Below are 14,017 nucleotides of genomic sequence, written 5' to 3' on the forward strand. Positions count from 1 at the left end.
CTTTAATTGATGGTAATGCCCCTTTTAGACACAGCCTTGACGGTGGATGACCCCCAGGCCTTTCCCCTCGGGGTCAGCGAAGCGCGCCAAGGTGCGGGGGGCGCGCCCGGCAGCCGCGTAAGAGTCGCCGTCTACGCGCCCGGCGTCGCGGCGCTTGAGGTGGCCTATCAGGCGCCCGGCCAAGGCTGGCGGCTCCATACCCTGTCCAGCCTCGCGAACGGCATCCACCACGGAGTGATGGACGGATTTCCCGTGGGATCCCGGTACGGCTTCCTCGCAGCTCCCAGAGGCGAAGCAACCGCCAAGGGCGACGAGGTACTGCCGCCCGCGGTTCCCACGGTTGATCTTGACGACGACGACGGCATCCGGCAACCGCTGTTGCTGGACCCCTACGGCCGGGCCGTCGATGAACGCGACGGATTCCTGACCAGCGTCAGGATGTCTTCCGACTTCGACTGGGGCTCGGACGAGAAGCCGAATACTCCGTGGCGCAACACCATCGTCTACGAGGCACACGTCCGCGGACAGAGCATGCTGCATCCGGACATCCCGCAGGCGATGCGCGGAACGTATGCCGGCATGGCCCATCCCGCGATGATCGAACACCTCACAGGCCTTGGCATCACCGCCCTGCAGTTACTGCCGGTGCATTTCCATATGGACGAGCCCCACCTCCAGAACCTCGGACTCACCAACTACTGGGGCTACAACACGGCGGCGTTCTTCGCCCCGCACCCCGCGTACGCCACCAAGGCCGCCCAGGAAGCCGGGCCGCAGGCCGTCCAGGACGAATTCAAGGGAATGGTCAAGCTGCTGCATGCAGCCGGCATCGAGGTCATCCTCGACGTCGTCTACAACCACACGGCCGAAGGCGGGCCGGACGGGACCACCCTAAGCTTTCGGGGGCTGGGCGAGCAAAAGTACTACCGCACTGACGGCAACGGAAAATACATCGACACTACGGGCTGCGGCAACACGCTCAACTTCGGCGAGCCCCGCGTTGTCCAGATGGTGCTGGACTCGCTGCGGTACTGGGTGGACGAATTCCATATCGACGGCTTCCGCTTCGACCTTGCCGTCACGCTCTGCCGGAACGCAGCCAACGAGTTCGATCCCCGTCACCCCTTCCTCGCGGCGGTCGCCGCCGATCCGGAGCTGTCGCGCGTCAAGCTGATCGCGGAACCGTGGGACGTGGGCTACGGCGGCTGGCAGACCGGACGTTTCCCCGTCGGCTGGGTCGATTGGAACGATCACTACCGGGACGCCGTCCGCTCCTTCTGGCTGGCCGACCGTGCCGCTCTCGACAACGGCGGCCGGGGCGGATCCGTGGCCCGGCTGGCCGACGCCCTGTCCGGGTCGGCAAGCCTGTTCGAACCGTCGGGCCGTTCCAGGCTGGCCTCGCTGAATTTCATCACCTCCCACGACGGCTTCACGATGACCGACCTCGTCTCCTACGACCGCAAGCACAACGAGGCGAACGGGGAACAGAACCGGGACGGGCACGGCGACAACCGCAGCTACAACCACGGCTTCGAAGGGCGCACCGAGGACGAGGGCATTCTGACGCGCCGCGCCCAGAGCAAACGCAACCTCATGGCCTCGCTCATGATCTCCCTCGGCGTCCCCATGATCACGGCCGGGGACGAACTCGGCCGCACCCAGCAGGGCAACAACAACGCGTACTGCCAGGACAACCCGCTCACCTGGATTGACTGGACCAGCACGCCGGAATCCCATGCCATGCTCCGCAGCACCAAGCGTGTCATCCGGCTTCGCAACGAGTTCCTGGCCGCCCAGCCGCACGACTATCCGGTCCGCGACGCCCGCTCCTACCTGTACTGGTACGACCGGACCGGGCAGCCCATGTCCATGGAACGGTGGAACGACAACGGGAACCGGGTGGTTCAGCTGCTCCTCGGCTCCGACGACGGGCACGTGGCCGGGCTCATCGTGGTCAACGGCGGCCCTGAGGACATTGAGGTCACCCTTCCGCAGGTCACCAACGACGACGGCACCGGCAAGCGGCTGTTCGATCTGCGCCTCACCACGTCCGAGCTGCACGACCGGCGCCAGGGAGCCCTCGTGGCGTCCGGCGAGCCTGACGAGGTGCAGGCCCACACCATCAACATTTACCGCACATAGGCTACGGGGAATCAGGCATGCGCAGGCGTTGGACTGTCGGAACGCTGCTGCTGGGGCTTGCCGTGGCTGCCCTTGTGGTCGTCAATCTTTTCATCCCACCGGGCGGCACGCCGCCCGCCGCGCGACCGCAGGGAACGACGACGGCGGCACCCACGTATGCGACGTCGGCACCCGCCGCTGCACCGTCGTCGGACGCCAAGGCCACCGGAGTGCCGAACGCGTCCGGACTGCCCGCTATCCGGGAGTCGCAGCTTCCGACTGAAGGCCGGCGGACCCTTGCCCTGATCCGGAAGGGCGGCCCTTACCCGTACAGCCGCGACGGCGTGACGTTCGGCAACTTCGAACGCATCCTGCCCCGCCAGGCCAGCGGGTACTACAAGGAGTACACGGTTCCTACCCCGGGCGAGTCGGACCGCGGAGCCCGCAGAATCGTGGCAGGACAGTCCGGCGACAAGTACTACACACCGGACCACTACGAATCGTTCAAGTTCATAGCAGAAGGCAAATAGCACCATGAAGATCTACTCCGGCGACACCTGGACCCTCGAGGAACTCCGCGACCAGGTTGTGGACGCCGGCCGCCGCAGCCTGCTGGTCCCGGCCGCCGACTCCAAGAAGGCTGTGCTCGCCGCCTTCGGCGAGGCCCTGGACTTTCCGGAGCATTTCGGCGTGAACCTGGACGCGCTCAACGACTCACTGCACGACTTCGCGGACGCCATTTCCGATGACGGCGCGGAGCCCCTGACGGTGATCTGGGAGGTTCCCGCAGCCTTCCGCGGCGACCGCTCCTTCGGCATCATCTGCGAGATCCTCCAGGACGCCGAGGCCTACGCCGGCAAGGACCTCGCAGTCATCGCGGTATTGCTATAACCCGCCTGGGCCCACGCCGTCAGGGTTCCCTGGCCGAGCTTGCGAGGCTAGGGAGACGGTGGGGACTACGCGTTGACGATCAGGCCCAGCTCGGCCCTGGACGCGAGGGCGTCGTGCTTGGGGAGCACCCTCACGGTGTAACCGAAGGACCCGGAGCGGTCGATGACGATGGACCCGGCGAAGAGGTAGCGGCCGTTGCCGAGCTCCTCCTTGGCCTCCAGCTCCACCATCGTCACATTGGCCAGTTCGTCGCTCTCGGCTGCCTGCCCGTACGCCACCTCCACTGCCACGTCCTGCGGAGACAGGTTGTGCAGTCCCACGTAGGCGTGGACCTGGAGGGTGTCGCCGATTTGCGGGTCCTCGGAGACGCCCAGCGAGTCCACGTGCTCCACGTGCAGCTGCGGCCATGCCGCGCGGACCTTGGCGACCCATGCCGCCAGTGCCTTGGCCTGGGCGTAGGAGCCTGCGACCGCCTCGCGTCCCGAAACCGCGGCGGGCCGGTACAGGACGTTGACGTAGTCCTGCAGCATCCGCTCGGCCGAGACCGCCGGGCCGAGATGCGCCAGCGTGTGCTTGATCATGGCGACCCAGTGCGTGGGGATCTTCTCGTGGCCGGACTCCGACGGCCCGGCGGCGCCGGCCGCTTCGGACACGGTGTTGCCGTAGAACCGGGGCGCAACCTGGGTCTCGAGCAGCTCGTACAGCGCCGCGGCCTCGATGTCGTCCCGCTCGTCGGCGGAAGCGCCGTTGTTGGCGGTCGGGATCGCCCAGCCGTTTTCGCCGTCGTACATCTCATCCCACCAGCCGTCCAGGACGGACAGGTTCAGGGACCCGTTGATCGCGGCCTTCATGCCTGAGGTGCCGCAGGCTTCGAGCGGCCGCAGCGGGTTGTTCAGCCAGACGTCGCAGCCGGGGAACAGCGTGCGGGCCATGGCGATGTCGTAGTTCGGGAGGAAGACGATGCGGTGCCGGACCGCGGGATCGTCGGTGAAGCGGACCAGGTCCTGGATCATCTTCTTGCCGGCGTCGTCCGCCGGGTGGGACTTGCCCGCGATGACCAGCTGGATGGGGTGTTCCTTGTGCAGCAGCAGTGCCTTGAGGCGCTCCGGGTCCCGCAGCATGAGGGTCAGCCGCTTGTAAGTGGGCACGCGCCGGGCGAACCCGATGGTCAGGACGTCCGGGTCCAGCACCGAATCGGTCCAGGCCAGCTCGGCATCGGCAGCACCGCGCTTCTTCCACGCAGCCCGTAGCCGGCGCCGCACGTCCTCCACGAGCGAGACGCGCATCTCGCGCCGGAGCGCCCAGACCTCGGCGTCGGAGACGCTGTAGGCGAGGTCCCACCGGCCCATCACCTCGGCTTCGGGCCCAAACCGCTCCCGGGCGAGCTTCGAGATGCGGGGATCCACCCAGGTGGGGACGTGCACGCCGTTGGTCACGGAGGTGATGGGCACCTCCGAGTGGTCGAATCCCGGCCACAGTGCAGAGAACATGCCGCGAGAGACTTCGCCGTGGAGCTTGGCAACGCCGTTGGCCCGCTGTGCCAAGCGCAGGCCCATCACGGCCATGTTGAACACGAAGGGGTTGCCCTCGTTGAAGTTCTCCCGGCCCAGGTCAAGGATGCGCGACGTGGGAACGTCGGGCGCCAGCCCGGCTTCGAAAAAGTGCTGGATCTGCGCTGCCTCGAAACGGTCGATGCCGGCCGGAACAGGCGTGTGGGTGGTGAACACGGTGGACGAGCGTCCGGCGGCGAGGGCCTCGTCGAAGGTGAGCGCCTGCTCGCCGGCCATCAGCTCCTGGATCCGTTCGATGCCAAGGAAGCCGGCGTGGCCCTCATTCGTGTGGAACACCTCGGGCGCGGGCGTGCCGGTGAGCTTCTGGTAGGCGCGCAGCGCCTTGACCCCGCCCATGCCCAGCAGCAGTTCCTGCTGCAGCCGATGGTCGCCGCCGCCGCCGTAAAGGCGGTCCGTGATGCTCCGGGCGGCGTCGTCGTTTCCGGGGACGTTCGAGTCCAGCAGCAGGAGGGGAACGCGTCCGACGTCGGCACGCCAGATGTGTGCCGCAAGGTGCCGCCCGTTGGGCAGCGGCAGGGATATTTCCAGCGGCTTGCCGTTGCCGTCCGCGGCGGGTTCGCGCAGCAGCGTGAGGGGCAGGCCGTCGGGATCGATGACCGGGTAGGTCTCCTGCTGCCAGGCGTCCCGGGAGAGTGACTGCTTGAAGTAGCCGGCCTGGTAGAGCAGGCCGACGCCGATCAGCGGCACGCCGAGGTCGGAGGCGGCCTTCAGATGGTCGCCGGCGAGGATGCCGAGGCCGCCCGAATACTGCGGCAGGACTTCGGTGATGCCGAATTCGGGGGAGAAGTAGGCAATGGAGGCCGGGGCGTCGCTGCCCAGGCCCTGGTACCAGCGGGGTTCGGTGAGGTACCGGTCCAGGTCCGCGGCTGCCGCCTGCACCCTGGCCACCACGTCCTGGTCCGTCGCGAGCCGGTGCATGTCTTCGCGGCCCACCAGGCCCAGGAAGCTGACCGGGTCATTGCCGCACTGGGCCCAGACACGCGGGTTCAGGCTTTCGAACAGTTCCCGGGTGGGCCGGTGCCAGGACCAGCGGAGGTTGGTCGCCAACCGGGCCAGCGGCCGGATCGGCTCCGGAAGAACGGTACGGACTGTAAATCTGCGGATTGCCTTCACCTGCGCCACACTAACCGACTAGGTGAACGGCAGGAACCGGTTTTGATTACTTTCCGGTAAATGACGAATCGCTTCATTAATTAAGTTCGCAGGCTTAGCAATCCGCCCCATTTCTCGCTAACGTCGAGCTTGTGACGACAAACACGCGAACCAGCGCCCCAGCAAAGCAAAAGCCGAAAGTTTCGATCACGGAAGGCCTTCGGTTTGGCCGTTTCCCGATCACGGACGTTCAGCCTGTTGTCGAAGGGGGGAAGTTCCCGGCCAAGGCGCTGCCCGGTGAAGGAATCGTGGTCAGCGCCAGGTCCTTCCGGGAGGGCCACGACCAGTTGGGCGTCAGTGCTGTCCTCCTGGACCCGAAGGGCAACGAGCGCCAGCGGGCCCGGCTCCAGCCGCCGTCCGGCGACCGCGGCAAGGGAACCGACCTCTGGGAAGGCCTGCTCACCCCTGATTCCACCGGAAACTGGTCCTTCGTCATCGAGGCCTGGCACGACCGCTACGGCACTTGGCACCACAACGCCGAAGTCAAGGTGGACGCGGGCATCGACGTCGAACTGATGCTTGCGGAGGGGGCTGCGCTGCTGTCCCAGGCAGCTGAGGAACCCGCCCGGAACGATGCGGACCGCCATACGCTGCGCTCCGCAGCCACCATCCTCGCGGACACCTCCCTGTCGCCCGAGGACCGCCTGGCTGCCGGCTTCAGCCGGGACGTCGCCGGCGTGGTTGAGCGCGAGCCCATCCGTGAGCTCGTCACCGTCTCCGAATCGTTTCCCCTGCTCGTCGAGCGTGACCGCGCGGGCCGCGGCTCCTGGTACGAGTTCTTCCCGCGCTCCGAGGGCGCGGTGCGCGACCCCGGCACGGGCACCTGGACATCCGGCAACTTCCGGACCGCCGCGAAACGGCTGGACGCCGTGGCCGGCATGGGCTTCGACGTCATCTACATGCCGCCGATCCACCCGATTGGCATCCAGCACCGCAAGGGCCCCAACAACACCCTGATCGCCGGCCCGAACGATCCCGGTTCGCCGTGGGCCATCGGCGCGAAGGAAGGCGGGCACGACGCCATCCACCCCGATCTCGGAACTTTCGAGGACTTCGACGCTTTTGTAGCGCGGGCGAATGAACTCAACCTCGAAGTGGCCCTCGACCTGGCACTCCAGGCCGCTCCGGACCACCCCTGGGTCACCGAGCACCCGGAATGGTTCACCACCCGCGTGGACGGCAGCATCGCGTACGCCGAGAACCCGCCGAAGAAGTACCAGGACATCTACCCGCTCAACTTCGACAATGACCCCGAGGGCCTGTCCAAAGAAATCCTGCGGATCGTCCAGCTGTGGGTCAGCCATGGCGTGAAGATCTTCCGGGTGGACAACCCGCACACCAAGCCGGTGTGGTTCTGGGAGTGGCTCATCGCCAAGGTGAACAAGAAGGACCCCGACGTCGTCTTCCTGGCCGAGGCCTTCACCCGCCCCGCCATGATGCACGCGCTGGGCAGGGCCGGCTTCCAGCAGTCCTACACCTACTTCACATGGCGCAACACCAAGAAGGAGCTGGAGGAGTACTTCCACCACGTCAGCCACGAGTCGGCTGCCTTCTTCCGGCCCAACTTCTTCGTCAACACGCCGGACATCCTCACCGAGTACCTGCAGTACGGCGGCCCGGCGGCCTTCAAGATCCGTGCAGCCCTGGCGGCAACCGCGAGCCCGTTGTGGGGCGTATACGCCGGCTACGAACTGTACGAGCACGTCGCCCGGCCCGGTGCCGAGGAGTACATCGACAACGAGAAGTTTGAGTACAAGGCCCGGGACTGGGACGCTGCCGCCGCCTCCGGCCGGACCCTCGCGCCGTACCTGACCCGGCTCAATGAAATCCGCAGGGCCCACCCGGCGCTGGGGGACCTGCAGAACCTCACCCTGCACCAGTCCACGGACGACGCCACAGTGGTCTACTCGAAGCACAAGACGCTCCCGGACGGCACGAGGGACACCATCATCGTGGTGGTCAACGTGGACCCGCACAGTGCAAGGGAAGGCATGGTGTCGCTGGACCTGTCCGCGCTGGGGCTGGACCCGGCCGATCTCACTCCGAATGGCGGGTTCTGGGTGGATGACCTGATCTCCGGCGAGTCGTGGGAATGGGGGGAGTACAACTACGTGAGGCTGGATGCACATGTTGAACCTGCACATATCCTGAGCATCCGGAGGTAGCCGCCAGTGAGTTTCAGTCCGCAGAGTCCCTTCCAGCACTTCACCCCCAAGAGCACGTTCGAGCTCAATGCTCCGGGTTTGCAGCATGATCCGCTGTGGTACCGGAAAGCGGTGTTCTATGAAGTGCTGGTCAGGGGCTTTGCGGACGCCAACGGCGACGGCTCGGGCGACTTCCACGGGCTGATCGAGAAGCTGGACTACCTGCAATGGCTGGGCGTGGACTGTCTATGGCTGCCGCCGTTCTTCCAGTCACCCCTCCGCGACGGCGGGTATGACATCTCGGACTACAACTCCGTCCTGGACGAGTTCGGCACCATCAGCGACTTCAAGCGGCTGGTGGCCGAGGCCCACGCCCGCGGCGTCCGGGTCATCATCGACCTCCCGCTGAACCACACGTCAGACCAGCACCCCTGGTTCCAGGAGTCCAGGAAGGACCCCGACGGCCCCTTCGGCGACTTCTACGTGTGGAGTGACACGGACGAGAAATACCAGGACGCGCGCATCATCTTCGTGGACACGGAGGAATCCAACTGGAGCTTCGACCCCATCCGGCGGCAGTTCTTCTGGCACCGGTTCTTCAGCCACCAGCCTGACCTGAACTTCGAGAACCCGAAGGTCATCGACGCCGTATTCGACGTCGTGCGGTTCTGGCTGGACCAGGGGATCGACGGGTTCCGGGCCGACGCCATCCCGTACCTGTACGAGGAGGAGGGGACCAACTGCGAAAACCTCCCGGCAACGCACGTGTTCCTGCGCAAGCTGCGGAAGATGGTGGACGAGAGCTATCCCGGCCGGGTCATCATCGCCGAGGCCAACCAGCCTCCCAACGAGGTGGTGGAGTACTTCGGCACAGAGGAGGAACCGGAGTGCCACATGGCCTTCCACTTCCCGATCATGCCGCGGCTCTACTACGCGCTGCGTGACCAGAAGGCCGCACCCATCATCGAGACCATGCACGACACCCCGGACATCCCGGAAGGTGCGCAGTGGGGAACCTTCCTGCGCAACCACGACGAGCTGACGCTGGAAATGGTCACCGCCGATGAGCGGGCCGCCATGCTCGGCTGGTACGCGCCGGACCCGCGCATGCGGGCCAACATCGGGATCAGGCGCCGGCTGGCGCCATTGCTGGACAACTCCAGGGCGGAAATCGAGCTCATCAACGCCCTGCTGCTGTCCCTGCCGGGCAGTCCGTTCCTGTACTACGGGGACGAGATCGGAATGGGCGACAACATCTGGCTCGAGGACCGAGACGCCGTCCGCACCCCCATGCAGTGGAACCCCGACCGCAACGCCGGATTCTCCAACGCCGATCCCGGCAAGCTGTACCTCCCGGTGATCCAGTCGCTGGTCTACAACTACGCCATGGCGAACGTGGAGGCTGAGGCCGCACATTCCGGATCGCTGCTGCGTTGGACCCGGCAGATTCTCAGCGTGCGCAAGAACCACCCGGCGTTCGGGCTTGGGACGTTCAGGCATGTGGAGGCCGACCACGAGGTGGTGCTGGCCTACCTCCGCGAACTGCCGGAGGGCAACGCAGCGGGCGAACCGGCCGAATCCATCCTGTGCGTCTTCAACCTTTCCCAGCATCCGGTGTCCTCCACCCTGAGGCTTCCGGACTTTTCCGGCCGGGGCCTGCGGGACGTCTTCGGAGGCCAGCCATTCCCCGGCATCAGCGACGACGGGCAGCTGACGCTGACGCTGGGCAGCCACGACTTCTTCTGGCTGCGCATGCGGTCGACAGCTTCAAACCCAGCTTCACCCTTTACCCAAGCGATGCCGATACTGTCGATTGAGGGATGAGATGACCCAAACCACACTGACACCCACACTCGAACAACTGCTCCGCGACTGGCTGCCGGCCCAGAGGTGGTTCCCGGTGAAGTCCCCGGACTTCACCCTGGCGCCGGTGGGCGGCCTGGTCCTGGAGGACGCCACCGGCCGAGCCGGCTTGGAGGTGTTCCTCGCTTCCGTTGAGTCCAAAACGGCCGACGGCGGCTCCCGCACCGACGTTGTCCAGATCCCGCTCAGCTACCGCAGCCAGCAGCTGCCGGGCGCCGAACGGGCCCTGATCGGTGAAAGCGACGACGCCGAGCTCGGGCACCGGTGGGTCTACGACGCCGTCCACGACCCCGCTTTTATTGCCGCATGGCTGGATCTGATCCGAACGGAGGACGCCGCCGGCACCGCCAGTGGCCACCTTTCGGGGGCCGGCCAGCCTCTGCCGCAGGCCTCCGGGACGGTCCGTGTCCTCTCCGGCGAACAGTCCAACACGTCGGTGATAGTGGACGACGGTGACTCCGCGGCAATCGTGAAGTTCTTCCGTGTGCTTTCAGCCGGGCGAAACCCGGAGGTGGAGGTTGGCGCCGCGCTGTCCGCGGCCCGCACCTCGGAGGTCCCTGCCACGCTGGGCTGGGTCACCGGCGAGTGGTACCCGCAGGGGCAGCTGCCCCAGGGCAAGCCCGCATCGGGCGGCCCTGCCCGGGGCGAACTGGCAGTGGCCCACGAATTCCTGGCCGGCGGCCGGGACGCGTGGCGGCTCGCCGTTGACGCGGCGGCCGGGGGAGTGGACTTCACGGCCGAGGCGCATGCCCTCGGCCATGCGACGGCCACAGTCCACCGCAGGCTCGCCGAGACACTGGGTGTTTCGGCCGAAGCGGTTCCGGGCGGGGAAATTGCCCCCGGAGTAGCCCAGCGTGTGCGTCAGACGTGGGCGGAGGCGGGACCCGCCGTCGGACCTTACGAAGAAGCGCTGGAAAGCCTGCTCAGCCAGCTCGAAGGCACGCCCGCCGGCGCGCTTCAGCGCATCCACGGCGATCTGCATCTCGGCCAGATCCTTCAGGTACCCGGCGCCGAAGGCGGCCAGGACCGGTGGGCCATCCTCGACTTCGAGGGGGAGCCGCTCCGGCCAATCTCCGAGCGCAACTTCCCCGACGTCCCGCTCCGGGACGTGACGGGCATGCTGCGCTCCTTTGACTACGCGGCCGGTGCCGCCGAACGCGAACAGCCGGACGTCCGTGTCCCGGAATCCTGGGTGGACGACTGCACCGAGGCCTTCCTGGCAGGCTACGCGGAAGTAACTTCCGGAACGGTGGACCGTAATTCGCCGCTCTTTGTGGCATTGTGGCTGGACAAGGCGCTGTACGAAGTCGTGTACGAGTTGCGCAACCGGCCGGGCTGGCTGGCCATTCCGGTGAATGCGGCAAGACGGCTCCTCAGCACTAAAAGCTCCGGCGAACCGGCCGGAGCAGCAGCGGAAGGTAATAAGATGACAGGCTCTGCACACACCGACAGTCCCCACGCACCGTTGCACGTGGACGCGCACACGCTTTCACGCGTCGCGGCCGGTGAACACCACGCACCGCACTCGGTGCTTGGTGCCCATTTGGACAACTACGGTCACGTGACCATCCGCACCGTGAAGCACCTCGCCGAGGCCGTCAACGTGGTGACCCAAGCCGGAACCGTGCCCATGACCCATGAGGCCGAAGGCGTCTGGGTGGCGGTACTGGAGCCATTGCAGCACGGCCACGTGCCGGACTACCGCCTCGAGGTGACCTACGAGGGCGCCGAGCCGGTGACCCTGGACGATCCGTACCGCTACCTTCCCACCGTGGGCGAAGTGGACCTGCACCTGATCGGCGAAGGACGCCACGAGAAACTCTGGACCGTGCTGGGCGCGCACGTGCAGCACTACAAGTCCTCGCTGGGCGACATTGACGGCGTGTCTTTTGCCGTGTGGGCCCCGAACGCCGAAGCGGTCCGGGTCAAGGGCGATTTCAACGCCTGGGACGGGCGGGAAAACTCGCTGCGGTCTCTCGGCTCCTCGGGCGTCTGGGAACTGTTCATCCCGGGTGTCCCGGCCGGCGCCTGCTACAAGTACGAAATCAAGACCAAGGGCGGCTACTGGGTGGAGAAGGCCGACCCGCTGGCCTTCGGCACCGAGGTGCCCCCGCTCACCGCTTCGCGGGTTGTCGAGTCGCACTACCAGTTCCAGGACGCGGACTGGATGAAGGAGCGCGCCGCCCGGGATCCGCACAACTCGCCCATGAGCGTTTACGAGGTCCACCTCGGATCCTGGCGGCTGGGGCTGAGCTACCGCGAGCTGGCCAAGGAACTCGTCGAGTACGTGAAGTGGCTGGGCTTTAGCCATGTCGAATTCATGCCCGTGGCCGAACACCCCTTCGGCGGTTCCTGGGGCTACCAGGTCACCTCCTACTACGCACCCACGTCCCGCTTCGGGCATCCGGACGAGTTCCGCTTCCTGGTGGACTCCCTCCACCAGGCAGGCATCGGGGTGATCCTGGACTGGGTGCCGGCGCACTTCCCGAAGGACAACTGGGCCCTGGCACAGTTCGACGGCCAGCCGCTCTACGAACACGCTGACCCGAACCTTGGCGAGCACCCGGACTGGGGCACCCTCATCTTCGACTTCGGCCGCACCGAAGTCCGGAACTTCCTTGTGGCCAACGCGCTGTACTGGCTCGATGAGTTCCACATCGACGGCCTCCGCGTGGACGCCGTCGCGTCCATGCTGTACCTGGACTACTCGCGGGAGCACGGCCAGTGGCAGCCCAACCGTTTCGGCGGCCGGGAAAACCTGGAGGCCATCTCCTTCCTCCAGGAGGCCAACGCCACGGTCTACAAGACGCACCCCGGCGCCGTGATGATCGCGGAAGAATCCACGGCGTTCCCGGGCGTCACCGCGCCCACCAGCCAGGGGGGCCTCGGCTTCGGCCTCAAGTGGAACATGGGCTGGATGCACGACTCGCTCAAGTACGCCTCCGAAGACCCGGTCAACCGCAAGTGGCACCACGGCACGGTCACGTTCTCCATGGTGTACGCCTTTACCGAGAACTTCCTGCTGCCCATCAGCCACGATGAGGTAGTCCACGGCAAGGGCTCCATGCTCCGCAAGATGCCCGGCGACCGCTGGCAGCAGCTGGCCAACCTCCGCGCCTTCCTCGGCTACCAGTGGGCGCACCCGGGCAAGCAGCTGATCTTCATGGGCACCGAATTCGGCCAGGAGGCCGAGTGGTCCGAACAGCACGGCCTCGACTGGTGGCTCGCAGACATCCCGGCGCACCGGGGCATTCAGATGCTGCTTAAGGACCTCAACGAACTGTACAAGTCGACGCCGGCCCTGTACTCCCGGGACAACGAACCCGGCGGATTCCAGTGGATCAACGGGGCCGACGCCGACCGCAACGTCCTGACCTTTGTCCGCTGGGACACCGAGGGCAACCCGGTGGTCTGTGCCGTCAACTTCTCCGGCGGCCCACACAAGGAATATGCCCTGGGCGTGCCGTCCGCGGGAGAATGGGCCGAGGTGCTGAACACCGACTCCGAGGAATACGGCGGATCTGGCGTCCTCAACGGCGGCACGCTGACCGCTGAGGACGAGGGCATCGACGGCCAGCCGGCAACCCTTACGGTTACACTGCCGCCGCTGGGTGCCGCGTACTTCCGGCCCGCCGGTGCCAACGTCATCACCACGGCGGCGGCGGCCAAGGCCAAAGCCACTGAGGCTGGATCCATCTTTGCCGGGCCCGCGGCTGCTGAGACCCGGGGTGCTGAACCGAAGGGTGCTGGGACCGGGGGTGTTGAACCGAAGGGTGCTGGGACCGGGGGTGTTGAACCGAAGGGTGCTGAACCGAAAGGTGCGACGGGGAAGTCTGCTTTGCCCGGCGGGCCGCTCGTCTGATTCCCGTCTGACTCACGGAGGACCGTAGATGTGAGTCCTGGCGGACCGTTGGTCGAAGCCCTGTGCGCCGCCACCGGGCGGTTGCTTCACTAGGGCGGCTGTTTCATGAGGAGGAGGGCCCGGAATCCCTTGGGATTCCGGGCCCTCCTCGGCGTTGCGCAGGCCCACTTGGCATTCCGCCAAGGTAGTGGTAGAGTTTATTTCCGCGCCGCTCCACAGAGCGAGTCGATCACGGTGATCCGGAAGCCACAGGCTGGGCCGGACAGAAACCGCCGATTTGACTCGGGTGAAGCGAGCGGGTAAGTTTGAAAAGTTGCTCCGGAGCGATCCTGAACGTTGGTTTGGGTGGTGCCGGGTGTGTCTGTTGTTTGAGAACTCAATAGTGTGCCAAGTTTGTTGATACCGATTTTTTA

General features: G+C 66.2%; 7 protein-coding genes. 6 read left to right on the forward strand and 1 reads right to left on the reverse strand.

The features are described from left to right. Window positions 1-9 precede the first annotated feature (9 nt). From glgX to QF036_RS05230, 3 genes are read left to right on the forward strand one after another with little or no spacing between them, the layout of a single operon-like run. Window positions 10-2,142, forward strand: a complete 2,133-nt coding sequence (gene glgX, locus QF036_RS05220) for a glycogen debranching protein GlgX (protein WP_307099847.1) — start codon at window positions 10-12, stop codon at window positions 2,140-2,142. 17 nt (window positions 2,143-2,159) lie between these two features. Further along, entirely contained in the window at window positions 2,160-2,651 is a 492-nt protein-coding gene (locus QF036_RS05225; RefSeq protein WP_307099849.1) for a ribonuclease domain-containing protein, read from the forward strand. Between the two features lie 4 nt (window positions 2,652-2,655). Continuing rightward, window positions 2,656-3,012 carry a barstar family protein gene (locus tag QF036_RS05230; protein ID WP_307099851.1) on the forward strand — a complete coding sequence of 119 codons (357 nt, stop codon included), beginning with the start codon at window positions 2,656-2,658 and terminating at the stop codon, window positions 3,010-3,012. Window positions 3,013-3,077: 65 nt separating this feature from the next. Here the strand turns inward: QF036_RS05230 and glgP are convergent, their stop codons facing one another. Continuing rightward, a complete protein-coding gene (gene glgP / locus QF036_RS05235) occupies window positions 3,078-5,696 on the reverse strand; it encodes an alpha-glucan family phosphorylase (protein ID WP_307099853.1) in 2,619 nt (872 codons plus the stop codon). Window positions 5,697-5,827: 131 nt separating this feature from the next. Here glgP and QF036_RS05240 point away from each other — a divergent pair, with 131 nt between their 5' ends. The 3 genes from QF036_RS05240 to QF036_RS05250 are packed head-to-tail and all read left to right on the forward strand — an operon-like array spanning window position 5,828 to window position 13,604. Then, a complete protein-coding gene (locus QF036_RS05240; RefSeq protein ID WP_307099855.1) occupies window positions 5,828-7,900 on the forward strand; it encodes an alpha-1,4-glucan--maltose-1-phosphate maltosyltransferase in 2,073 nt (690 codons plus the stop codon). A gap of 6 nt (window positions 7,901-7,906) precedes the next feature. Continuing rightward, entirely contained in the window at window positions 7,907-9,703 is a 1,797-nt protein-coding gene (gene treS, locus QF036_RS05245) for a maltose alpha-D-glucosyltransferase (protein ID WP_307099856.1), read from the forward strand. A gap of 1 nt (window position 9,704) precedes the next feature. Then, window positions 9,705-13,604 (forward strand): 1,4-alpha-glucan branching enzyme, encoded by a 3,900-nt coding sequence (locus QF036_RS05250; protein WP_307099858.1) that lies wholly within the window; start codon window positions 9,705-9,707, stop codon window positions 13,602-13,604. Window positions 13,605-14,017 lie beyond the last annotated feature (413 nt).

The sequence above is a fragment of the Arthrobacter globiformis genome (genome assembly GCF_030817195.1).
Lineage (GTDB): Bacteria > Actinomycetota > Actinomycetes > Actinomycetales > Micrococcaceae > Arthrobacter > Arthrobacter globiformis_D.